Here is a 22,563-nt window from a genome sequence, read left to right as displayed (position 1 = left end):
TCGCGTCGCTGCCCGGCCCCTTTGAGCACAAGCCGCCCTCCGTGGCGAGAGGCAGCGTGCCGCGACCGTTGACCGCCCGGCGCAACCTATGTTACTCGGCACCCGCATTGCCCCTGTGGCGGAATTGGTAGACGCGCTCGACTCAAAATCGAGTTCCGCAAGGAGTGCTGGTTCGATTCCGGCCAGGGGCACCACGCTCTCCCAGACCAGTGGCGCATTCGAAACGCGAGGCCTGACGACCTTCAGGCCCGCCGGTCGTCACTTTTCGAAACCTCGATCGCCGAGGCAGCCCGCACACGATGCGGCAGTGTTCACGCGCGTCGGGATCTGGTACGGGATGTGAAACGTGAGGGGCGGAATGTCGGCGGGGCGAGTTGAATTTGCGAACGCATTGCGCGGTCCCGCGGCTCTCGCGGTGGTCGCGTCGCATTTTCTGGGAACTTTCTGGCTGGACCGCGCCGGCACCGTCGGGCCACTCAAGCTGGCGCCCTTGCCCGCCTCCATCGAGAACCCGTATCTCGCACCGTGGCTCTTTCCGCACGTGGCTTTCAATTGGGGCGCTTTCGGCGTCGGCCTCTTCTTCCTCATCAGCGGCTTCGTGATCCCGTTCTCGCTGCAGCGCTACAATCCGCTTGGCTTTCTGGTCGCCAGAGCCGTGCGGATTCTGCCTGTTTATGCGGCCGGGTTCCTGATCGGCGTCGCAAGCCTCGGCCTGCTCTTCGCCGCAAGGGGAGAGCAATTCCCATTCTCACCCTGGCATGTTGCAACGCACGCGGTCGCGGGGCTCCGGGCGATCATTCCAGTCGACCGAATCGATGGTGTTGTCTGGACCATCGAGATGGAAATCCGCTTCTATGTGGTTTGTGCGATCGTCGCGGGGCTGTTGGCGCGGGGTCGCATCCTCGCCTTTGCGGCACCACTTTTCCTCTTCGGCACATGTATCGTCATGGCGCTCCTCGGAAATGTCGGGCCGTCCTCCCTCTTGGCCCGAGGAGCCTGGAAGTTCGTCACTGTCGCGGCGTTGAACGGTCCGTTTCTGATGTTCATGTTCATCGGCGTCGCGGTGAACTTTCATTTCCGCGGCTTTCTCACCCGCCGTGCCTTGGCGGCAATGGTGGTCGGGCTCTTCGGATTGTTCCTTGCCGGAGCAGCCATCACCCCGAGCACGCTGACCCTGACGTCGAGGGTAAGTTACGCAGTCGCACTCGCGGTCTTTCTGCTCGCCTATCGGTTTCAGGGAGCCTGGGCGACGAGGAGGCCGCTGCAGTTTCTGGCGGCGGTGAGCTATCCGCTCTATGCCGTGCACGCGATCGTCGGGTACGTGATCCTTTGGACTCTGGCGCGGGTCGGATTTCCGGCAGGCGCAGGAGTGATTATCGCCTTCGGCGTGACGCTGCTCCTGAGTTGGGTGCTGCATCGTCTCATCGAGATGCCCAGCCAGACGATGGCGCAGCTTGTCGGACTCACCTTGTCCGCCAAGGCCGTGGCGCCGGAGGTTTCGACCCGTCCCGGCGCAGCCGCGGTTTTTCTCGAGCCGGTGGCGATTTCCCCCGTAGAAGCGTCTGACATTTTGGCGACCCCTCCTGGCGTGGCTCAAGGCGGAGCGTAGCGAGCGCGGAAGCGTCAAGCCCTGCTCTTCACCCGCGCCATGAAGATGACGAAGGCCAGGCAGGCCAGCGAGGCAAAGATCGGCAATCCGTGCGGCGTGACGTCCATCGCAAGACCGGCAAGCGCCGGGCCGAGCAGCGCGCCTGCACCCCACGTGAGACCCATCACGGCGTAGATACCCACGAGTTCGCTCCCTTTGAAGCGGCTGCCGACGACGGTCAGCATGATCGTGTAAATACCGACGAACAATCCGCCCCAGATAAAAACCGTGATGTGCGCCAGCAGCGGGTTCCCGAGCACGAAAGGCCAGACCAGCGCGCCGATCGACGACAGCAGGCCGAGCGCGAGGACGAGCTTGCGACGGTCCATCTTGTCGCCGAGCCAGCCGATGGGCAGTTGCAGGAAGATCGCGCCGAACATCATGGTGGCGATCAGTTGCGTCGCCGGGGTTTCGGCCCAGCCATTGCCGATGGCGTAAAGGGCAAGGAACGAAAGTCCGGCCGTCTCCAGAGCCGCGTTGAGAACGGTGGTGGCGATGGCGATCGGGGCGATGCGGGCATAACGCAGCAGGTTTCCCGTCGCGGGCTCTTCGCGGGTCGGGGTAACGACCACCGGCATGGCAATCAGCACGAGCGCGAGAAGCGCGAGGCCCGCGCCCAAGTGATAGGGCGTCGCGTCCGACGTGCCCGTGAAGGACAGGATCAGCGGGCCCAGGGCGAAACCAAGCGAAAGCGCCGCCGTATAGGCGGCCATCGCGCGGGCTCGTGCCTTCTCGAGAGTGAGAAAATTGATCCAGGTCTCCGACAGCACGAACAGGACTTCGGAGGCCATGCCGAGCAGGAGGCGGAGGGGAAACCAGAGCCAGACGAAGGGCACGGCAGGAAAAAGCGCGAGCACCACCGCGGCCATGGCGAGAGCCACGAGGACGAGCCGTCTCGTGCCCCAATGCCCCACCATGCGAGGCAGGAGCGGCGCGACGATGAGCACGCCGATGGCATGCATCGCCGCATTGAGGCCGATCATCGATTCGCCGAACCCGCGCTCGGCGAGATCGAGCGCGATCAGGGCGGCGCTGAGACTGTAGGTGAGGCCGAACATCGTGGCGGTCGCCACGACGGCGATCGCCGAGATGAACCGCTGCCGATTGCTGAGCGCGATGGCCTGGCTCATGCGGAGGCAGCCGCGTGCTCGATCTGCGCCCGCACCCGGCGATGCTCGCGCAGGACGTTGCGAAGCTTGCTGGGCCAGCGCACGCGCGACGGATGGACGAGGCGGCGCAGGGCTCGCGCATAGTCCAGCACGAGACCCGGCGTCCAGGTCATGGCCTCGGCGCGCTCGCGCAGCACGGCAGCGAGCCACAGATCGGGATTGAACATCAGGCGAAGGAACCGTCGCCAGACCCTGTCGGACCGCATGACGCCCTCGAGCGCCACTTCGAGCGCCAGCGCCACCGCGACGGAGCAATTGCGGTTGGTCAGGTTGTAGGTGTCGTCGGTCCGGTAAGCGGCCCAGAAAGCCTGGAGTTTCGCAGCATCGAAGCGGTGGAATTTCACCATCGCGTCGGCTTCGCACCATTGCGACGTCTCACAACCATAGGACGGCTGAAAGCGGCCCTGGACATCGTTGGTAGTGTCCGCCCGCACGACGCGCGAGAACTCCGACGCCGAGCGGTCGATTTCGGTCCCCGGATAGTGGCTGATGTAAAGATTGGAGCCGCATTCCATTGCCGCGTGCCCGGTGGAGATGACACCATTGCGGTCTACGGCCGCGATATAGCGGTCGACCATCGGCCTCCGGCGCGCCTCTCCGGCAGCGGCGACCGGCGTCCAGACGCGGACGATCAGCGAATCATTCGCTTCCTCAGCCGATGGGGTCGTCAGGCTCATCGCCGGCGGCAGCCAGCGCGAGCGGGCAAAGAGCGGCCAGGCGCCCGGTGCCGGCGGCAGGCCGCGCAAGCCCAGTGCCAACCGCAGAATGGTGGCTCCCGACAGAAACAGCGCGACGCCGATGCAGAACGGCACCGTCTTGGTGTAGGAGATCGGCCAATTGGAGAAAGCCAGCACCGCGAGGCCGATTTCCAGCAGCGCAACGGCAGCGATGATCCGCCAGCGGGGATAGCGCACCAGCCAGGCGGCCGTGAGCCGGATCAGGCCGTCGATCAAGAAAGCGATGCCGAAGAGCAGGCTGTTGGCAATGTCGTTGCGCCAGGGAAGATCGACGATGAGCAGCCCGAGCGCGATCATCACCAGCGCGCGCGCCAGGAAGAACCGTCCGCGATAGCCGCCGAGGCCAAGGGTCAGGGAAACCGCCAGCAAGCCCTCGACAATAAGCAAATAGCCAAAGGTCTCCGTAATGACCACGGTGACCCCATCGGCGGCATCGATCATGATGATCAGACCAAGCAGGCACCATACGCCCCCGAGCAGCGCGAGCGAGCGCCATTGCCGGCGCATGGTGTCGAAACCCATCAGCAGAATCGCCAGGCGGATCATGTCGAGCTTTCATCAGGTCGGCGTCAGGCCTCCGCGACCGACCCGCGGGATCTTGCTCCAGGGACGGGATCCGCGGACGGCAAAGCTTAGCATTCCGACAAATCGCGCCGCAAGACAGCGGTCGATCGAGGGGCGCGACGGACCCGGATCCGAAACCTCGGCGCTCACGCCTTTAACGCCCGTAGCCTCTCGACCACCCGGTCCGCCATTCGGACGCAGCGCGCCCCGTCGAAGGGGAACGCCTCCGCGAATGCCCCGGACAATTGCGTCTCGATTGCTGAGCGCATCAGCTTTCTCGCGCGATGAAGTCTCGTCTTGACCGTCTCCACCCTGATCGAAAGGTAGGAGGCGGTTTCCTCCGTGCTCATGCCTTCCACGTCGCGCATGATGAAAACCACCCGGAAGGAATCGGGCAATTCGTCGATCGCCCGTTCGAGGACCCCGCGAATCTGGCTGCGGGCCAGCTCCGTCTCGGGATTTGGCGGTGGTGGCGGTGAGGGGAACATGATCAGACGCCCGCCTGAGCCGCTGTCCTGCGCATCGACCTCCTCGAGCGCAGCCATCGGGCGCCGTCGGCGCACGCGAGCAAGGGCGGCGTTGAACGCGATGCGCGTAAGCCATGTCGACAAACGGGCCTCGCCGCGAAAGGTGTGGAGATGGGTGAATGCCTGGACATAGGTCTCCTGCACGACATCTTCGGCCTCGGCATCATTGCGCACCACGGCCCGGGCGACCCTGAAAAGGCGCTGGTTGTGACGCCGGACGAGCACGCGGACTGCGCCCTCGTCGCCGTCCCGGCAGAGCGCGACGAGTTCTTCATCTGGCGCGGTTTCAAGTTTGAGTCGGCTTCGCGCAACGGCGTGTCCAGGGTTCAACATCGGATCGCCTTCCCTCAGACGATCCGGCACGCCTCACGTGTGCCGGATCGTCCCTTTCTGCATGATATCCTCGACGCTCGGAAACGCCCGCAAGGCCTGTTCCGGCAGATCCCCAGTTCCAGCCGCCATCCAACCGGGTGCTTGAGCCGTCCCGACCACGATGCGCCCGACCATCCCCGCATGCTCGTGGGGCACGCAATAATAATCATAGACCCCGGGTTGCTTGAAGGTGATGGAAAAGCTCTCGTCCGGAAGCAGGTAATCGGAGTTCCATGGTTTCGCACCATTTGGCATCCGCCGTGCCCGGCCGAAATTCGTCGGATGGTAGGCCGTCGCGGTGTGCGAATTGCCCGGATCGAGATTGATCCACCGGATGGTCTGCCCCGGCATGATGCGAATGCCGATCGGGTCGAACCACACATGCGATCCATCCGGCCGCCCTTGCATCCGAATTTCAATCGGTTCGTCCGCCCGGACGGTGAGGGATGCCAGGGAGGCGGCGGCAAGAATTCCGCCGCCTCCCATCAGGATCTCACGGCGGGTCGTCATTTTGCGACCCGTGCTTCGTCAGCCTTCGCCACATGCCACAGGACAAGATGGGCATGCGGCTTCTCGACGCCCGGATGACCGGCGTTGAAGTAGATGTCGACGTGGTCGACATTGCCGCCGGGGGCCGCGAGATCATCGAAGCGCTTGTTCGCGTTCAGATCCTCGACCGGGATCATGTAGATCGTGCTGACGAGCTTACCGTCATGATCGTAGGCCAGGAAAGGGCCAGCGGGGAGCGTCGCGGGGTCGACGAAAAGCTGCCCCATGCCCGGCAGAAAATCAGGCAGCTTCACCAGGTTGCTGACCTGCTGGAACGTGCCCTTGGGGGGCGATTTGGCGACGGCGGCCGGTACGTCGTGCGCGAGAACCGGAACGGACCCGATCAGGAGCGTCGCGAGCGCGAAGGGCAGAATTCTCATGGCAGTCTCCGTGTTGCAGCAAAACGCCGTTCAAATCCGGGGCGTCACAACATTGGAGAAGGCAGAGGCGAGAAGGTTCCCATCGATCCGATCAGCTAGGCACGGTGAATGTGGGAGCGGAATGTGGGAGCCTGAGCGCGCGATCAGTCCTGACGGGCCATTTCGGCAAGATCGCTGAAAGCCGCGACCACGTTCTCGTAAACGGGTCGCTTGAACGGAATGATCAGTTCCGGCAACCGCTCCATGGCTTCCCAGCGCCATTCGTCGAATTCCGACTTGTGGCGCCCGCCGCCGGGTTGCTGCACGTTTATTTCGTCTTCGCTTCCTTCGAAACGGAACGCGAACCAGCGCTGGGTCTGGCCGCGGTAGCGTCCACGCCAGGCGCGACCCGCCACCACGGACGGAAGATCGTAGGAATACCATTCGGGCGCTTCGGCAAGCGGCGTCACCGACCGGATACTGGTTTCCTCGTACAATTCGCGTAATGCCGCCTGATAGGGTTCCTCCCCCGGATCGATGCCGCCTTGCGGCATCTGCCAGGCATAGGCGGAGGCTGGATCATTGGGATTGGGTTCTGACCGGCGGCGGCCAATGAAGACCCGGCCCGCCTTGTTGAGAAGCATGACGCCGACACAGGAACGGTAGGGAAGATCAGTCCTGAGCTGTTGTCCTCTGGCGCCTCTCATTCGACCACGTCCTTCCTGTCCGTGCGGACAAGCTTCCTGTCGCCCGGCTGATCTCCACCATCGGCGGACCGCTCGGTTCCTGCGAGAGTGACGCCTCGGGCGACCTTTCACAAGCCTTTCCGTTAGGTTCGCTGACCTGAAACGAAAAGACCTGACGGTCAGAAAACCGCCAGGTCAACTTTCGTCTCGGGCCTTGAGCGCGACGGCTCAGTTCGCAGGCGTAACCGTGTTGGCGGCACCCTTACGGACGCCGTGCAGCAGGTCGTAGGCGGCCTGAAGCTGCTTGTCCTTGGTGGGATCCGGCGGAACGTACGCGGATGAGCCGCCCCGTTCTTCCTTCTCGCCGCCATTCTGGAGGTGGCCGCGAAGTCCGGCCTCGCCCTTGGTCTCGTCCTTGCCCTTGAGCTCGTCGGGAACGTCCTGCACCACCTCGGTATCAGGATCGATGCCCTTGGCCTGGATGGAGCGTCCGGACGGGGTGTAGTACCGCGCCGTGGTCAGGCGAACCGCACCGTTGCCGCCAAGCGGGATGATGGTCTGCACCGAACCCTTGCCGAACGAGCGCGTCCCCAGAACGGTCGCGCGCTTGTGGTCCTGCAATGCGCCGGCGACGATCTCGGAGGCCGAGGCCGAGCCGCCATTGACGAGGACCACGAGAGGCTTGCCCTTGGTCAGATCGCCGGATTTCGCATTGAACCGTTGCGTGTCCTCGGCATTGCGGCTGCGGGTCGAGACGATTTCGCCGCGATCGAGGAACGCATCCGAGACCATGATCGCCTGATCAAGCAGGCCGCCCGGATTATTGCGCAGGTCGATGACGAAGCCAGCGAGCTTGTCGGCGCCGATATCGGTCGTGAGCTTGTCGATGGCGCTGCGCAGGCCCTCATAGGTCTGCTCGTTGAACTGCGTGATCCGCAGAACGCCGATATCGCCTTCGACCCGAGCGCGGACCGGACGCACCTTGATCATCTCACGGGTGAGCTTGACCTCGAGCGGTTCCTTCGCTTCCTTGCGCTGGATCTTGAGCGTTACGGAGGAATTGATCGGACCGCGCATCTTGTCGACGGCCTGATTGAGGTTGAGCCCCTGGACCTGCTCGCCATTGATTTGCGTGATCACGTCGTTGGCGAGAATGCCGGCGCGCGAGGCCGGCGTATCGTCGATCGGAGTCACGACCTTGACGAGGCCGTCCTCCATCGTCACCTCGATGCCGAGACCACCGAATTCGCCGCGGGTCTGAACCTGCATGTCACGGAAGCTCTTGGCGTCCATGTAGCTCGAATGCGGATCGAGCGAAGTCAGCATCCCGTTGATGGCTGATTCGACAAGCTTCGATTCCTCCGGCTTTTCGACGTAATCCGTGCGGATCTTCTCGAACACATCACCGAAAAGGCTGAGCTGCCGATAGGTGTCCGCCGAGGCCGCGATCGCGCTCGTCGAGGACAGCAATGTGGTCTGCGACACCATTGTCGCACCACCGGCACCGACGACGGCGCCGAGAATTAAAAGGGACAGTTTGCGCATTACCCGCGAACCTTTTCGCTTTGCGATTTCGCCCACCATGGACCCGGATCGATCGAACCGCCGTCTTTCCTGAACTCTACATAGAGAACCGGGGCGTTCTTTTCTATGGTACTTCCCGCCAACGAGATGAGAGATGTTTCTCCCATGGTTGCGACAGGTTCGCCGGCGAGCACGAATTGCCCGACGTCGACATTGATTTGGTCCATTCCGGCTAACAACAGATAATACCCCGCGCCCGCGTTGATGATCAAGAGTCGTCCATACGACCGGAAGGGGCCGGCGAACGCCACCCACCCATCTGCCGGTGAGACAATGGCGGCTTTGGGGCGAGTATTGATCGAAATGCCGCGCGTCGTTCCGCCATAGCCGTCGGACGCGCCAAATTCCCGCACCGTATCGCCGCTTACAGGCCGGGGCAGCAGCCCCCGCGCCTCGGGAAACGGCACTTTCGGAGCGAGCCGGGCCGGATCCCGGAAGGCTGCCTGCGCGAATTGCTCGCGGGCCTGTTTTTCCTGGGCTTCGGCCGCCTTCCGGGCCTCTTCAGCCGCCTTTTGGGCGCCGGCGATTTCCTTTTCCATGCGGTCGATCAACTCTTTGAGAGATCCCGCCTGTCGCGCCAGCTCGGCGGCTTTGCCGCGTTCCGAGCCCAAAGTTCGTTCGACCTCGGCGATTCTGCCCTGCCGGGCCTCGATCAGCGCCGCCAGGCGGTCCTGCTCCGAGGTCAGCGCCGCCAGTTCGTTGCCCAGCGACCTGCGATCGGTCGCGATGGCGTCCTTGAGGCGGACCAGTTCGGTCAGGTCGCTGGCGAGGATTTCGGCCTCCACACGCAGTTCCGGCAGGACGGCGCCCAGCAGGATCGATGCCCGGACGGCTTCCAGCATATCCTCGGGGCGCACCAGCACGGCGGGCGGCGGGCGGCGGCCCATCCGCTGCAGCGCTGCGAACACCTCGATGATGACCCCGCGCCGACTTTCGAGCGAGCGCCGGATCGCCGCCTCGCTGGCCGTCAGGGTTTGAAGCCGTTGCTCGAGCGCCCGGATTCGGTCCTCGGTCTCGCGGACGCGATTCGCAGTCCCGATCAGCGCCGTGTTGAGCTTCGCCCTGTCGGTCCTGATCTCGGCGATCTCCGATTCGAGTTGCCTGTTGGCGCTGGCGCTGGCCGCCATGGCCTCCTCCAGCGCCCGGAGATCCTTTTCGCGCTGGGCCTTCTGCTCCACCGTCTCGCCGGCGACTACCGGCGGCTGTTGTCCGGAGGGCGGGGCCGGCTGGGCCGCGGCCGAACCAACACCCAAGCTCGCGAAGAACGCGGCGGCGCAGAGAGGGCCGGCGGTGGAAAACGAAATTCGCGTCATGCTTCAGGAATCATCATGTCCGGCCCGATGATACGGGTGTCCGGCGATGATTGTCAGTGCCCGATAAAGCTGCTCGGCCACAAGGGCGCGAACGATCTGGTGCGGCATTGTGAGCGCGCCAAAAGAAACCACCAGCTTGGCGCGCTGGAGAACCTGTGGATCGAGACCGTCCGGCCCCCCGATCACGCAGGCGATTCCGGCGACGCCTTCATCGCGCCAATGCCTGATTCGGTCTGCAAAAACGTCACTGGAAGGGCTCTTGCCACGCTCGTCGAAGGCAATCAGCGCCGAGCTCCCGGTCCGCTCTAGGATGGCGACAGCCTCTTCTCCCCGGCGGTCGTCGTCGCGACGCGCGCGGCTCTCCGGAAACTCGACAAGGTCCAGCCCGGCAACCCCGAGGCTACGCCCGAGGCCTTCGATTCGCTGCCGGTACCGCTCGACCAGCTCCCGCTCGGGGCCGCTCTTGAGACGGCCCACGGCCAGCAAGCTCAGTCGCAATCCCGTCAGCCTTCGTCAGCTGACGTGGTCTTGCGGACGGTCGGCGCCCCACATCTTCTCGAGGTTGTAGAATCCACGCACCTCGGGACGGAAAATGTGGATCAGAACGTCACCGGCATCGATGAGCACCCAGTCGCAGGCAGGCATGCCCTCGACGCGCGCGGTCCCAAAGCCCTTTTCTTTGAGCTCCTTGATCACGCGATCGGCGATAGCACCCACGTGACGATCGGAACGCCCGGAGGTCACGAACATGGTGTCTGCAATCGAGGTTTTGCCCGCGAGGTCGATCTCGACCGTGTTTTCGGCCTTCATGTCCTCAAGGCAAGCCAGGGCGACGGCCCGGAGATCCTCATCAAGCGGAGCATCCGCTCCGGAGAGAGGGGGAGGCGAATTCAGATTCGCCCCAAGCGGAGAAAGTCGGTTCAGGTTCAAGTCCTTTCAAACAACGCGCAAACCGCGCCGTAGCTACAAGATAGTGCCGAATGGCACGGTATTTCAACGGGCGCCCTGCGAAGAAGTTCGTCGCAGGCGCCGTAACTCCGTCGATGAGGCGTGCGAGCGCGGCCCGTGGAGGAACGTCCAGGCCGGCGGCTTGAGCACTGGCAATGCGGCCGCTTCCCGCTCCTCCAGCCGCGCCGAACTCAACGCGGCAGCAGCGCGAGAATGCGTCGCCTTCAGCGTCCAGCCCGGACGATCGATGACCGCAATGGGCATCATCCGGGCGATTTCGGCCCAGCCCCGCCAGCGGTGGAAGCTCGCCAGATTGTCCGCTCCCATGATCCATACGAAGTCGATTCCGGGACAGCGCCGCTTGAGATAGGCGAGCGTGTCCACGGTATAGCGCGATCCGATGGCTGCCTCGAAATCCGTCACGTCGATGCGCGGATGGGCGCTCGCCCGCTCGGCCTCGGCCATCCGTTCGGCGAGCGAGGCCAGTTCGCCCGTCGATTTCAGGGGATTGCCGGGTGTCACGATCCACCAGACGCGGTCGAGATCGAGACGCTTCATCGCCAGCAGGCTCACCAGCCGATGTCCGTCATGCGCCGGATTGAAAGATCCGCCATAAAGACCGATCCGCATGCCGCGAGAGGCGCGAGGCAAGTGGGCGAGTCCCGACGGCTGAATTCGAAAACGACCTGACAGATGATTCACGGACGCGTCTGACCCGACCCGTGAACACGGTATTTGAAGGACGTGAGTTGCTCGACCCCGACCGGGCCGCGCGCATGCATGCGGCCCGTCGCAATGCCGATCTCGGCCCCAAATCCGAACTCGCCGCCGTCAGCGAACTGCGTCGAGGCGTTGTGCAGCACGATGGCGGAATCGACCTCGGTCAGGAACCGCTTCGCCGCCGTCGAATCATCGGTGACGATGCAATCGGTGTGATGAGAACCGAATGTCTCGATATGGGCGATGGCGGCATCGAGATCGTCCACGACACGGACCGCGATGATGGCATCAAGATACTCGGTCCGCCAATCCTCCTCGGTCGCGGCCGTCACGCGCGCGTCCGCCGATTGTGCGGAATCGTCGCCGCGCACGGAGCAGCCGGAATCGATCAGCGTCGCGATCAGCGGCTTCAGATGCGTGTCGGCGCAAGCACGATCGACGAGCAGTGTTTCGGCAGAGCCGCAGACACCCGTGCGACGCATTTTGGCATTGACCACGATGTTCCGGGCCATCGTCAGATCGGAGTGCTTATGAACGAAGACGTGGCATAGGCCCTCGAGATGGGCGAAGACCGGAACGCGCGCATCATGCTGCACGCGCGCCACAAGGCTCTTGCCGCCGCGCGGCACAATGACGTCGATATGGCCGTCGAGCCCCGCGAGCATAGCACCAACGGCAGCGCGGTCCCGGGTCGGGACGAGGCAGATCGCGTCCGACGGCAGACCGCTCCGCTCCAGACCCTCGCGCATGGCCTCGGCGATCAGGCTTGATGTGCGGAAACTGTCGGAACCGGCTCGCAGGATGGCGGCATTGCCGGCCTTCAGGCAGAGGGCGCCGGCATCCGCCGTGACGTTGGGGCGGCTCTCGAAAATCACCCCGATAACGCCGAGCGGCGTCGCGACCCGCTCAATGACGAGGCCGTTGGGGCGCTCGAATCGGGACAGGGTTCTGCCCACCGGATCCGGCAGCGCGGCAATGTCCTCCACCGCCGCCGCGATGGTGTCCAGCCGTGCCGGATCGAGCGCCAGACGGTCGATAAATGATGCACTCTGGTGACGGCTTTGCGCCTCCGCCACATCATCCCTGTTGGCTTTCAGGATCTCCGGCGCCCGCTCGCGGATGCACGCCGCCATGGCGCGCAAGGCCGCGTTCTTCTCATCCGTCGTCGCGAGACCCAGCCGGCGAGCGGCTTTTCGCGCGCGCCGGCCCAAATCGGCCATCAACGACGGAACGTCAGCGTCGATCAAAGTCTCATGTCCGGCGTTGAGTCCCTTTGTGGGCGGAACGCCGCCCAACCCACGAGTGTCATTCATGTCCAAGTCCCACAGACTCCCCTCCCGAACAGTCAAGCCTCATCCTCAGGCTTCGGGAGTTGCCTCTCGTGGGAAGTCCATAGCACGCTCCGCCGCCCAAGGGCCAAGCCGTTCTCTCCCGCTCCGAGAAAAGAAGGGTCTCAGGGCGCCCGAGATCAGAATCGGCACTTCCGGCTGGCACTATCGGTCATGGATCGGCCCGTTCTATCCGCAGAACGTCGGCAGAGATCTGCTGTCCTTCTATGCGCAGCTTTTCGATACGACCGAGATCAACAATTCGTTCTATCGGCTTCCGACCGAGAAGGCAGTCAGGGAATGGCGTGACGGAACCCCGGAGCACTTTCTTTTCGCCTGGAAGGCATCGCGCTTCATCACCCACATGAAGCGCCTGAAGGATGTCGGGGAGAGCCTCGCGTTGATTTTCAAGCGCATGGCGCCGCTTGGCGACAAGATGGGCCCCACCCTGTTTCAGCTGCCTCCGAACCTCGAATTCAATCAGGATACACGCGAGCGGCTTGCGCGGTGCCTGACGCAAATTCCAAAGGGCAAGCGCTGTGCGTTCGAGTTCCGCCATCCCAGCTGGTATGCCGATCCTGTTTTCGACCTGTTGCGGGATCACGACGCGGCTCTTTGCATCTCCGATCACGCGGCCGCGCCGGCGCCGTGGGTCGCCACTGCGCAATTTGCGTATATCCGCGCGCACGGCACGAGCGGTCATTAGGAAGGAAGTTATGGCCGAGAGGTCTTGAGGAGATGGGTCGCCGATCTCGGGACATGGCGAAAGGAGAAGCGCGACCTCTTCGTCTATTTCGACAACGACCTCAAGAGCGCGGCGCCGGCCGATGCCGGAGTGCTTCTGGAACTCCTGAAGAAGCCGGGATCAGCCGCCTAGTGCCATGTCGTCCCGGTGGACCATTTCGGCCCGGCCCGGATAGCCGAGAATGGCTTCGATTTCACGACTCGGACGACCGATGATGCGCGCCGCATCGTCGGCATCGTAAGCCACAAGGCCACGTCCGAGAACGCGATGTTCATCCCGGATGGTCACCGCATCACCCCTCGCGAATGCACCCTCGATGCGGCTGACGCCGACGGGGAGCAGGCTTGCCCCACCCTGCAGCGCGCGCGTCGCGCCGGCATCCACATACAGTGTTCCGCGAGGTTCCAGCGCACCGGCAATCCACGTCTTGCGCGCGGTGGCCGGATTGGACGGGGTGAGGAACCACGTGCAGGCTGCGCCCTCGCCGATCCGTTTCAGCGGGTTCTTCACCCGACCATCGGCAATGATCATGTGCGTGCCGCCGGCCGTGGCGATCTTGGCCGCCTCGACCTTGGTGCGCATGCCGCCGCGCGACAATTCCGACGCAGCCCCGCCCGCCATCGCCTCGATTGCGGGGGTGATGCGTTCGACGACGGGGATATGTCGCGCAGAGGGGTCCGACGCCGGAGGCGCCGAATAGAGTCCGTCGATATCGGAGAACAGAACCAGCAGATCCGCGCCGATCATCGTCGCCACGCGCGCTGCCAGACGATCGTTGTCGCCATAGCGAATTTCACTCGTAGCGACCGTGTCGTTCTCGTTCACCACGGGCACGGCGCGCATTTCGAGCAGCTTCAGCGTCGTGGCGCGGGCATTGAGGTAACGTCGGCGTTCCTCGGTGTCCGCCAGCGTTACGAGGATCTGGCCCGCGGTGATGGCGTGATGAGCCAGCACCTCCGACCAGACCCGGGCGAGTGCGATCTGCCCAACGGCCGCAGCGGCCTGGCTTTCCTCAAGCCTCAATAGCCCGGGCGGGAGGCCAAGAACCGTGCGTCCCATGGCGATGGCCCCGGACGACACGACGAGCACATCGACGCCGCGTGTATGAAGCTCGGCAATATCTTCGGCCAGCGCCTCAAGCCAGGCATGGTTCAGACGTCCGCGTGCGCGATTGACCAGAAGCGCGGATCCGACCTTCAGCACAACCCGCTTGAACTGGTGCAAGCCGGGGCTCACGGATGCCATTCCTCTTGGGTGACGGCCCGCTTCTCTTCGATCTTGGCGGCGTCGATCACATTGAGCAGCGCCTGCAGGATTTCCTGAACGCCTTGCCCCGAGGCTGCGGAGATGACCGCCGGCGTCTTTTTCGACGCCCGCTTCAGCCGCGCAATCTGCTCCTTGAGAGTCTCCTCATCCAGAGCATCGGCCTTTGAAAGAGCCACGATCTCAGGTTTGTCGGCGAGACCATGGCCGTAGGCCTCGATCTCATGACGCACCGTCTTATAAGCCTTCCCGGCATGTTCGCTGGTGCCATCGACGAGGTGGAGCAGCACCCGACAGCGTTCCACATGGCTCAAGAACCGGTCGCCGAGCCCGATGCCCTCCGATGCGCCTTCGATCAGACCCGGAATATCGGCCAGGACGAATTCGCGCGAATAGGCCCGGACTACGCCGAGACCCGGATAGAGCGTCGTGAATGGGTAATCGGCGATCTTCGGCTTTGCAGCCGTGACGGTCGCGAGGAAGGTGGACTTGCCCGCGTTGGGCAATCCGACAAGCCCCGCATCGGCAATGAGCTTCAGCCGCAGGATCAGCCAGCGCTCCTGGCCTTCGAGACCCGGATTGGCACGCCGCGGCGCGCGATTGGTGGAGGTGGTGAAATAGGTATTGCCGAAACCGCCATTGCCGCCCTTGGCGAGCAGGAGTTTCTGCCCGACGCGGGTCATGTCGGCGATGACTGTCTCGCCGTCCTCATCGAGGATTTCGGTGCCTGCGGGCACTTTCAGCACCACATCGCTGCCTTTGGCGCCGTGACGGTTCTTGCCCATCCCGTGCTCGCCCTTCTTGGCCTTGAAGTGCTGTTGGTAGCGATAATCGATGAGCGTGTTCAGGCCGTCGACACATTCCGCCCAGACATCGCCGCCACGTCCGCCGTCGCCGCCGTCCGGCCCACCGAATTCGATGAACTTTTCGCGGCGAAACGAGATGCAGCCGGCGCCACCGTCACCCGAACGAATATAGATCTTGGCTTGGTCGAGAAATTTCATGATCCGCAACCTTTACGGGACAAGGCCAGCGGGAGCAACGCGGGCGACAGGGCGGGCGCTCCCGTGGGAGCGCCCGGTGATGAATTTGGCTGGCCCCCTCAAGAGGCCAGAGGCAAGGCGGAATCAGGCTCCGCCAGTTCCGGCACGAGGCCGCTATGACCCCAGGTCTTCAGGCTTTCCCAGGCCCGGCGGTCGAGCCGGAAATGCTCTGCCGGATAAAGCCCGCCGCGGGCCGGCAGTTCGACGAGACCCGAGCCCTGATAGGCGAACCCGCATTTTTCGAGAACGCGCCGGGATGCAGGGTTGATGACCCGGACCGATGCCGTGAGTTCGTTGCCGTCGCCATAGGCGAAGAACGCATCGATGAGCGCCCGCGCGGCTTCCGTCGCATGGCCGTGCCCCCACGAAGGCGTGCCGAGCCAGAAGCCGAGATGGGGCGTGCCCTTGTCCGGGCTGGGTCCGATCCCGACGACGCCGATCAGGCAATTCGGACGCCCTTTCGGCGTAATGGCCAATTGGAGTCCTTTGCCGTCAGCGTTGGATTTCCGCGCCATGAACACGAAACGCTCCGCATCCTCGGGGTCATACGGATGGGGAATTCGCGCCGTCATCTCGGCGACCGCTTTCTCACCGGCGAGGCGCAGGATGGCCTGTACGTCGGCAAGACGCGGCCAGCGCAGCCACAGGCGGCGCGTTTCCAGGCGGAAAACATCGTCACGGGTGAGGTCGGGAAACATGGTCCTGCTCCGATCCGGTTGGGCTCTTTCGAAGCCCCGAAATGACGAAGGGGAGGTGGACATCCCACCTCCCCTGTCGATCCGGATCTGAAGCGCGGCCTTATGAGCCAGTTAAGAGCTTGATCCGCCGGGTCGGTGTGATGCCGGCGGGAGCTCCTTCGTTTTGCTCTCGCCGTTTATTCTGCTGCCTCTTGGGCTGGCACGACCGTTACAAAGGCTCGGCCTTGACGCGTAAGGAATCGGACTCGGCCATTGGCAGTCGCAAAGAGGGTGTGGTCTTTGCCCATGCCGACATTCGCGCCCGCGTGCCACTTCGTGCCGCGCTGACGAATGATAATGTTGCCCGACACGACCGCTTGATCGCCGAACTTCTTGACGCCGAGACGACGGCCTGCCGAATCGCGGCCGTTGCGAGACGAGCCGCCTGCTTTTTTGTGTGCCATGGGTCTACTCCCGTGTTGCTTTCAGGTGCCGTCGCTTATTCGGCGCTGGCCGGCGCAGCTTCGTCAGCCGCAGCCTTGGTGGTTTTCTTCTTTGCCGCAGCCTTCTTGGGCTTCTCGCCGGCGCCGAGGATATCGGTGATCCGAACCACGGTGTAATCCTGGCGATGCCCGCGCTTGCGGCGCGAATTCTGGCGGCGACGCTTCTTGAAGGCTATGACCTTCGCGCCGCGGGTGTGCTCCACCACCTCGCCCATCACGGTCGCACCCTCGATGAGGGGCGCCCCGACCTGGGTGCCATTGTCATTGGTGACCATCAAAACCTGGTCGAACGTGACAGCGGCGCCCGGCTCTCCTTCGAGCGTGGCAATGGTAATGACATCATCGGCGGCGACGCGATACTGCTTGCCGCCGGTCTTGATCACTGCGAACATCTGATCCTCGTGTTCTACCGGCTCTCCACGGGGCGACCGCAGGGCCAGCTTTTTGGCAGTTTCCGGCTTCATGGAACGGCGACCTCATGGCCACCGCGCGAAAACGCGTGGACAGACGGGTCCACGCGTAAGAAGCGTCTCTCTAAGGGAACCCGCCTCGCCTTGTCAATAAAAAAGACCCCTGGGGACGCTTGAAGACCGCCAAGCCCCATGATATCCACGCCGCCTCAACCAGCCGACCTTAGGCTTCCACGGAGAGGTGGCAGAGTGGTTGAATGCACCGCACTCGAAATGCGGCATACGGGCAACCGTATCGGGAGTTCGAATCTCCCCCTCTCCGCCACCGTCTAAGCAACTGTTTTAGTTAAATAATTTTGAAAGCGCCGTGTTCCATAAGTGTCGGAATTTGCGCGTTCTTTCGCCGTGCCGCGTTCTCTGTGGGACTTCCTTGCGCGGCAACGTCAGCGAACCTTGAGCGGCATTGCTGGCCAATTCTCTGCCTCTCATTGAGGCAGTCCGGTTGACCGAAATGCTGCGGACCGGAAGTGAAACCGGCCTAGAGAGCATCCGTCGATCTCCTCCCTGTCTCCCGGTTGCGAACGAGATGATCGGGTAGCGGCTCGTCTCCGAAAATGGAGCGGCCGCCGTAAGCGTTGGATTTTGTCCTCTCCTCTTCAAGCAGTTCGTCAAAGGATGCACCTGCGGCGCGTCGCTCAAGCAGGCGAGCCTGGTCATCAAGGCGCCTCAAGGCGAAGAGTTCGTCCTGCTGTCCCAGCTTCGCCTTCTGCACGGCCGATTTCAAAGCCCTGATCGTCTCGTCGTAGACCTTGAGGGGCACTGGAAACGGGTGCCGGTCTTTTCCGCCGTGGGCGTATGAAAAGCGAGCAGGATCAGTGAACCGGCACGGTGTCCCATGAACCACCTCCGCAACCTGGGCGAGGGCCCTGACGGTTCGGGCGCCTATTCCGGGCACCAGAAGAAGCTCGGAAAAATCGACTGGACCCCGATCGGCTGCGGCGGCTAGGGCCCCCTGAAGCCGCCGCATGACAACATCTTCCGCGCGAACCTCATGGTGCTCCGGCATGATCAAGTGCGGCAGGAACATCTGGCTTGCTTCTTCGACTGGGCCAGCCTTGATTTCGATCGCGGCAAGTTCGCGCGTAATGCCGTCGGGCCCGAGATTTACGAGGAGGTCGAGCTGCGCGCGGCGCGAGGCCTCGGCGCGTCGATCGGTCAGATTGATGATCTGCCCCTGCCCTATCCCGTCGATGCCGGAATGCGGCTCGTCGATGAAACTCTTGAGGCCTTCCGATTGCCAATGATACCGCCGAGCCTGTTTGAGGTCGCCGTTCATCCCCTGCTGTACCACGACCCATTGGCCATCATCCGTGACAATGAAAGCGTGGAGGTAGAGGTCGAAGCCATCCTGGATCGCAGCGGTGTCGACCTTGGCAACGAGCCGGCTGGCATCTGCGAGTGCAGAGCCATCAAATCCGACCCGATTTCCAATGGAGACAAGCTCGTGCGGTGTTTGCCTTGAGTGTTTCCCTCGGCCACCGCATACGTGGATCCCGAGCTCCTTTGACAGCGGAGTAAGTCCACGCTTGAGGGCTCCGATGACGCTGGTCGTGATGCCTGAGGAATGCCAGTCCATACCCATGACGGCGCCGAAGGATTGGAACCAGAAGGGGTGCGCCAGACGACGGAGAAGCTCCTCGCGGCCGTAATGGTGCACGATCGCTTCGCTCATGACCGCTCCCAAGCGGGTCATCCGCTCGGCGAGCCATTTCGGGACGTGGCCGCTGTGCAGCGGTAGATCTGCGCTTCCAGCTCGGCGTGCCATGATGTGAGGTCCGTCAAGGTGAGGGGTTGGGCTGGCTCGGTTCAAAACCGACTTGAGCGGGTTGCATATATGAACGCAGGAATGACGCCGCAATCAGCATCGGCCCGGCGGAATCCATCGCACCGTGGCCGCCACTATTTTAAGAGACTTCGGTCCCGATTAGATCTCCAGCCGTATCTGCAATTCGGATTCCCCCGATACGCCGGGTAGGATAGCCTCTGCCGAAGTAATCGCCGAACATACGGCAAATGCCCTCCACCTCTATCAGCGAACCAGCGTGGGCGTGGCCGGTTTGGCCGGAAGCAGACTCTCCGGTTTTGGTGTCTGATCGTGGGAAACCGCCGCCGTTTTGGCAGACGATAAGACGCTCCTGGCGGGCCGAAGTAACCGCATCGGCGCGATCCTTGATGAAGCGCTTCATCCAACGATCGCGGGGCTACCAATCTGACAGGCAGATACATTGCAGATGCGAGGGTTGCGAATACCCTGATTCTAGCCGGTCCTCACGGGAGAACGCGGATGACCGTCTTCCCCGCGCGTCGCTTGGTTGCATTGAAAGCCGTGATAGCATCGTCGAGGCCCGAAACGGTGCCGATGTTCGTCCGCAGTCGGCCGTCTCGCACCCGCTGGACGATCTCACTCAGTTGGGCACGATCGAACTCGACAACGAAGTCGACCGCTAGGCCATCTACGGGCCGAGCCTCGGCCGGTCCAACGACGGTCACCAGTGTTCCTCCGGCTCGAATCAGGGCTGCGGATCGCTTCTGGATTCCGCCACCGATGACATCGAACACCAGATCGACGCCGCCGACGTCTTCCAGGACGTCGTTTTCGAGGTCGACGAACTCACTTGCGCCGAAGTCGAGCGCCTTCTGACGGTCGGCAGCACGTCCGGTGCCGATGACATAGGCTCCGGCCTCCCGGGCGAGTTGCACCACCATCGAGCCGACTGCGCCGGCTGCGCCATGCGCGAGGATGCTCTGCCCCGCCTGAAGGCGGCCGTGCTGAAACAGTCCCTGCCACGCGGTCAAGCCCGAGATTGGCAGACTCGCGCCTACCGTGAAATCGACGTCCCCTGGCAGTGGCGCGAGGTTGCGTGCCTCCATGGCTACATACTCCGCGAGCGTGCCGTCGCGATGCCAGTCCGCGAGGCCGAACACCCGCTGTCCCACAGACAGCCCCGTCGTCCCATAGCCGAGGGCGGTGACCACTCCGGCCAGCTCGTGCCCAGGGATCGACGGTGTACGGTCATGGTCGCGGCGATCGGTCCAGGTCGAGGGCCACTCCAGCTCGGTGGGGACGAATCCCGACGCATGAACCTGAACGACAACGTCGTTTATCGCGGCCTGCGGCTTGGGCCGCTCCACCAGCTTCATCCCGGCCGTTCCCGCAGCCTGGTCCGTCACAACGATTGCTTTCATCGGAATTGTCTCCTCTCTCGTTTGTCTCTTTGGTGGAAGTTCTGCTTGCTGGCGGGTATGGGTAGCTAACTGATAGTCTTCGTTGGTCATTTCAGTTGTCGCAGCGCGGAATAAAAATTTCCAATAGCTGGCACGTATAGTTTCCATACGGATCGGTAATTGCTGCGCTCGGAAGCGCTTGCTGGGTCCGAATGCGGCGCAGGAGGAAGTGGTGAGGAAAGAACAATGGAACTTAACCAGATTCGATATTTCCTGAACCTGGCGGACACCCTCAATTTCACCGAAGCAGCCATGCGAAGCGGGGTGTCCCAGCCCACGCTCACCCGCTCGATACAGCGGCTAGAACAAGAGCTGGGCGGAATGTTGGTCTATCGTGATGGAAAAGACAGTCGACTGACAACGCTCGGCCGCGACATACGATCCGAATTCGCTGCAATCGCGGACCGCGAGCAGCGGGTTTTGGCAATATCGCTCAATCGGGTTCGCGGCCGCCGCGAGACTTTGACGCTGGGTGTCGTGAACACCATCGCACCGGCGCTGATTACCGGGTTCGTTACGCACACTCTTCGACAGATGCCGATGCTCGAACTGGTTCTCCAGCCAATCACACGAGACCAGGGAATGGAGCTCCTGCTCAGCGGCCAAATTGATGGGTGCTTCTGCACGGATCCGACAGCCGGAAACACCAAGATCGCCACCGTCGAAATGTTTAGCGAGCGATTGTTACTGGCGATGGCGCAAGGACACAGTTTGGCAAACAAGGTCTCGGTTTCGCTTTCGGACCTGTCGGAGCAACCTTACCTCGATCGGCTCCAATGCGAATTCCGCACGCGCGTGCAGAACCATCTGCACGAGCGCGCGATTATCATGATCCCGCGGCTCAGATCCGAACGGGAAGATTTGATTCAACAAGCCGTGGCGGAAGGCACAGGTGTTTGCATGCTGCCAGAGCGCTCGGCAATCGTAGAGGGCCTGACATTACGTCCGGTCGATACGCTGGACCTGTCGCGCACGGTCGCATTCCAATCGATTTCGGGTTCGGGGACAGCCGCGGCGCTGCGGCAGCTCCGCGTACTAATAGAGCGGTATGTGTGGTCGTAAATTCTGTAGGCATGTCAGTCGCACATCGAAACTATAGTCGCGACGTATTGGACACCTTCGGCTCGAATATCCATCTTCCGTGCATGTGTTCGAAGGAGGAATCCATGGCAGCCTACAAGAAGACAGACGCCGCGATCGCCAAGCTGTCACCTGAGGAATATCGGGTGACGCAGCAGAATGCGACCGAGCGTCCTGGAACCGGTGCGCTTCTCGACAACAAAGAACCCGGCATTTATGTCGATATCGTCTCAGGCGAACCGCTGTTCGCATCGTCGGACAAATTTGAGTCGGGCTGCGGATGGCCGAGCTTCACCAAGCCGATCGAACCCGCGAACGTGAATGAGCTGCGCGACAACAGCCACGGCATGATCCGGACGGAAGTGCGTTCGACGCATGGCGATAGCCATCTAGGCCACGTTTTCTCGGACGGACCGACCGACCGCGGTGGCCTGCGCTACTGCATCAATTCCGCTTCGCTGCGCTTCGTGCCGCGCGGCGAGATGGTGGAGCAGGGTTACGAAGAATATCTCAACCAAGTGGAGGACATCTGATGACGACAGATCGCGCTGTTCTCGCCGGGGGCTGCTTCTGGGGCATGCAGGACCTCATCCGCAAGCTGCCCGGTGTGATCTCGACCCGTGTCGGGTACACGGGTGGCGACGTGAAGAATGCGACCTATCGCAATCACGGCACCCATGCCGAGGCAATCGAGATCATCTTCGATCCCTCGCAGACTACTTATCGCCGCCTGCTCGAGTTCTTCTTCCAGATCCATGATCCGACGACGCTCAATCGTCAGGGGAACGACCGTGGTCCGAGCTACCGTTCCGCGATCTTTTTCACCAGCGATCAGCAGAAGGCCGTTGCGCTCGATACGGTTGCAGACGTTGATGCGTCGGGACTATGGCCTGGCAAGGTTGTCACCGAAATCGAGCCGCTCGGTGATTTCTGGGAGGCCGAGCCCGAGCACCAGGACTATCTCGAACGTGTTCCACACGGATATACCTGCCATTTTCCACGTCCGAACTGGGTGTTGCCGCATCGCGGTGCTGCCGCCTAGCAACCCCGTGG

At 62.8% G+C, this 22,563-nt stretch carries 24 protein-coding genes, 2 tRNA genes and 1 pseudogene; 7 read left to right on the top strand and 20 right to left on the bottom strand.

The window, feature by feature from the left end; all coding sequences use genetic code 11:
* Positions 1-109 precede the first annotated feature (109 nt).
* Both FEZ63_RS03420 and FEZ63_RS03415 read left to right on the top strand, forming a co-directional pair.
* Positions 110-194 (top strand) — tRNA-Leu (locus FEZ63_RS03420).
* Positions 195-358: 164 nt separating this feature from the next.
* Complete coding sequence (locus FEZ63_RS03415) at positions 359-1,609, top strand: acyltransferase family protein (protein ID WP_150942224.1); 1,251 nt, start codon at positions 359-361, stop codon at positions 1,607-1,609.
* Between the two features lie 14 nt (positions 1,610-1,623).
* On the opposite strand, the gene FEZ63_RS03410 is transcribed toward FEZ63_RS03415, so the two are convergent.
* The 12 genes from FEZ63_RS03410 to FEZ63_RS03355 all read right to left on the bottom strand — a co-directional run bounded on the left by FEZ63_RS03410 (position 1,624) and on the right by FEZ63_RS03355 (position 12,396).
* Positions 1,624-2,778, bottom strand: a complete 1,155-nt coding sequence (locus tag FEZ63_RS03410) for an MFS transporter (protein ID WP_150942223.1) — start codon at positions 2,776-2,778, stop codon at positions 1,624-1,626.
* Positions 2,775-4,100, bottom strand: a complete 1,326-nt coding sequence (locus FEZ63_RS03405; RefSeq protein ID WP_150942222.1) for an HdeD family acid-resistance protein — start codon at positions 4,098-4,100, stop codon at positions 2,775-2,777. Before FEZ63_RS03405 ends, FEZ63_RS03410 begins: the two co-directional genes overlap by 4 nt.
* Before the next feature lie 164 nt (positions 4,101-4,264).
* Positions 4,265-4,978 (bottom strand): RNA polymerase sigma factor, encoded by a 714-nt coding sequence (locus FEZ63_RS03400; RefSeq protein ID WP_150942221.1) that lies wholly within the window; start codon positions 4,976-4,978, stop codon positions 4,265-4,267.
* 33 nt (positions 4,979-5,011) lie between these two features.
* Positions 5,012-5,527 (bottom strand): plastocyanin/azurin family copper-binding protein, encoded by a 516-nt coding sequence (locus FEZ63_RS03395; protein ID WP_150942220.1) that lies wholly within the window; start codon positions 5,525-5,527, stop codon positions 5,012-5,014.
* Positions 5,524-5,946 (bottom strand): DUF5602 domain-containing protein, encoded by a 423-nt coding sequence (locus FEZ63_RS03390; protein WP_150942219.1) that lies wholly within the window; start codon positions 5,944-5,946, stop codon positions 5,524-5,526. Before FEZ63_RS03390 ends, FEZ63_RS03395 begins: the two co-directional genes overlap by 4 nt.
* A gap of 143 nt (positions 5,947-6,089) precedes the next feature.
* Positions 6,090-6,632 (bottom strand): RNA pyrophosphohydrolase, encoded by a 543-nt coding sequence (locus FEZ63_RS03385; protein WP_150942218.1) that lies wholly within the window; start codon positions 6,630-6,632, stop codon positions 6,090-6,092.
* Positions 6,633-6,839: 207 nt separating this feature from the next.
* Positions 6,840-8,156 (bottom strand): S41 family peptidase, encoded by a 1,317-nt coding sequence (locus FEZ63_RS03380; RefSeq protein ID WP_150942217.1) that lies wholly within the window; start codon positions 8,154-8,156, stop codon positions 6,840-6,842.
* The gene (locus FEZ63_RS03375; RefSeq protein WP_150942216.1) at positions 8,156-9,508 is read right to left on the bottom strand and encodes a murein hydrolase activator EnvC family protein; all 1,353 of its coding nucleotides are present in this window, start codon (positions 9,506-9,508) and stop codon (positions 8,156-8,158) included. Before FEZ63_RS03375 ends, FEZ63_RS03380 begins: the two co-directional genes overlap by 1 nt.
* Positions 9,509-9,511: 3 nt before the next feature.
* Positions 9,512-10,006, bottom strand: coding sequence for a 23S rRNA (pseudouridine(1915)-N(3))-methyltransferase RlmH (rlmH, locus tag FEZ63_RS03370; RefSeq protein WP_150942215.1), 495 nt, complete (start codon positions 10,004-10,006; stop codon positions 9,512-9,514).
* A gap of 15 nt (positions 10,007-10,021) precedes the next feature.
* On the bottom strand, positions 10,022-10,402 hold the full coding sequence (gene rsfS, locus FEZ63_RS03365; protein WP_244622625.1) for a ribosome silencing factor: 381 nt from the start codon (positions 10,400-10,402) through the stop codon (positions 10,022-10,024).
* A gap of 99 nt (positions 10,403-10,501) precedes the next feature.
* The gene (locus tag FEZ63_RS03360) at positions 10,502-11,107 is read right to left on the bottom strand and encodes a nicotinate-nucleotide adenylyltransferase (protein ID WP_275552327.1); all 606 of its coding nucleotides are present in this window, start codon (positions 11,105-11,107) and stop codon (positions 10,502-10,504) included.
* 47 nt (positions 11,108-11,154) lie between these two features.
* Positions 11,155-12,396 (bottom strand): glutamate-5-semialdehyde dehydrogenase, encoded by a 1,242-nt coding sequence (locus tag FEZ63_RS03355; protein ID WP_150942340.1) that lies wholly within the window; start codon positions 12,394-12,396, stop codon positions 11,155-11,157.
* On the opposite strand from FEZ63_RS03355, the pseudogene FEZ63_RS03350 reads away from it, so the two are divergent.
* Positions 12,296-13,381, top strand: a pseudogene (locus FEZ63_RS03350) (DUF72 domain-containing protein). The gene FEZ63_RS03355 and the pseudogene FEZ63_RS03350 sit on opposite strands and share 101 nt — an antisense overlap.
* Here FEZ63_RS03350 and proB read toward each other — a convergent pair.
* From proB to rplU, 5 genes are all read right to left on the bottom strand, one after another.
* Positions 13,370-14,485, bottom strand: a complete 1,116-nt coding sequence (gene proB / locus FEZ63_RS03345; RefSeq protein WP_150942213.1) for a glutamate 5-kinase — start codon at positions 14,483-14,485, stop codon at positions 13,370-13,372. The pseudogene FEZ63_RS03350 and the gene proB sit on opposite strands and share 12 nt — an antisense overlap.
* Positions 14,482-15,516 (bottom strand): GTPase ObgE, encoded by a 1,035-nt coding sequence (obgE, locus tag FEZ63_RS03340; RefSeq protein WP_150942212.1) that lies wholly within the window; start codon positions 15,514-15,516, stop codon positions 14,482-14,484. The genes proB and obgE overlap by 4 nt, the downstream gene beginning before the upstream one ends.
* Before the next feature lie 98 nt (positions 15,517-15,614).
* Entirely contained in the window at positions 15,615-16,253 is a 639-nt protein-coding gene (locus tag FEZ63_RS03335; protein WP_150942211.1) for a GNAT family N-acetyltransferase, read from the bottom strand.
* A gap of 176 nt (positions 16,254-16,429) precedes the next feature.
* Positions 16,430-16,696, bottom strand: coding sequence for a 50S ribosomal protein L27 (gene rpmA, locus FEZ63_RS03330; RefSeq protein WP_150942210.1), 267 nt, complete (start codon positions 16,694-16,696; stop codon positions 16,430-16,432).
* A 35-nt stretch (positions 16,697-16,731) separates the two neighbouring features.
* On the bottom strand, positions 16,732-17,127 hold the full coding sequence (gene rplU, locus FEZ63_RS03325) for a 50S ribosomal protein L21 (RefSeq protein ID WP_150942209.1): 396 nt from the start codon (positions 17,125-17,127) through the stop codon (positions 16,732-16,734).
* 253 nt (positions 17,128-17,380) lie between these two features.
* On the opposite strand from rplU, the gene FEZ63_RS03320 reads away from it, so the two are divergent.
* A tRNA-Ser gene (locus FEZ63_RS03320) sits at positions 17,381-17,470 on the top strand.
* Positions 17,471-17,683: 213 nt separating this feature from the next.
* On the opposite strand, the gene FEZ63_RS03315 is transcribed toward FEZ63_RS03320, so the two are convergent.
* The 3 genes from FEZ63_RS03315 to FEZ63_RS03305 all read right to left on the bottom strand — a co-directional run bounded on the left by FEZ63_RS03315 (position 17,684) and on the right by FEZ63_RS03305 (position 20,391).
* Positions 17,684-18,970, bottom strand: coding sequence for a DUF763 domain-containing protein (locus FEZ63_RS03315; RefSeq protein WP_150942208.1), 1,287 nt, complete (start codon positions 18,968-18,970; stop codon positions 17,684-17,686).
* A gap of 139 nt (positions 18,971-19,109) precedes the next feature.
* Positions 19,110-19,391, bottom strand: coding sequence for a hypothetical protein (locus tag FEZ63_RS03310; protein ID WP_150942207.1), 282 nt, complete (start codon positions 19,389-19,391; stop codon positions 19,110-19,112).
* A gap of 82 nt (positions 19,392-19,473) precedes the next feature.
* Entirely contained in the window at positions 19,474-20,391 is a 918-nt protein-coding gene (locus FEZ63_RS03305) for an NADP-dependent oxidoreductase (RefSeq protein WP_150942206.1), read from the bottom strand.
* Positions 20,392-20,616: 225 nt separating this feature from the next.
* On the opposite strand from FEZ63_RS03305, the gene FEZ63_RS03300 reads away from it, so the two are divergent.
* The 3 genes from FEZ63_RS03300 (at position 20,617) to msrA (ending at position 22,552) form a co-directional block, all read left to right on the top strand.
* Complete coding sequence (locus FEZ63_RS03300) at positions 20,617-21,492, top strand: LysR family transcriptional regulator (protein WP_150942205.1); 876 nt, start codon at positions 20,617-20,619, stop codon at positions 21,490-21,492.
* 104 nt (positions 21,493-21,596) lie between these two features.
* Positions 21,597-22,043, top strand: coding sequence for a peptide-methionine (R)-S-oxide reductase MsrB (gene msrB, locus FEZ63_RS03295; RefSeq protein WP_150942204.1), 447 nt, complete (start codon positions 21,597-21,599; stop codon positions 22,041-22,043).
* Entirely contained in the window at positions 22,043-22,552 is a 510-nt protein-coding gene (msrA, locus tag FEZ63_RS03290; RefSeq protein ID WP_150942203.1) for a peptide-methionine (S)-S-oxide reductase MsrA, read from the top strand. The genes msrB and msrA overlap by 1 nt, the downstream gene beginning before the upstream one ends.
* The last annotated feature ends 11 nt before the right edge of the window (positions 22,553-22,563 follow it).

It is taken from the genome of Microvirga brassicacearum (genome assembly GCF_008757455.1).
Classification (GTDB): Bacteria; Pseudomonadota; Alphaproteobacteria; order Rhizobiales; family Beijerinckiaceae; genus Microvirga; species Microvirga brassicacearum.
This window is presented reverse-complemented; position numbering and strand designations above follow the sequence as displayed.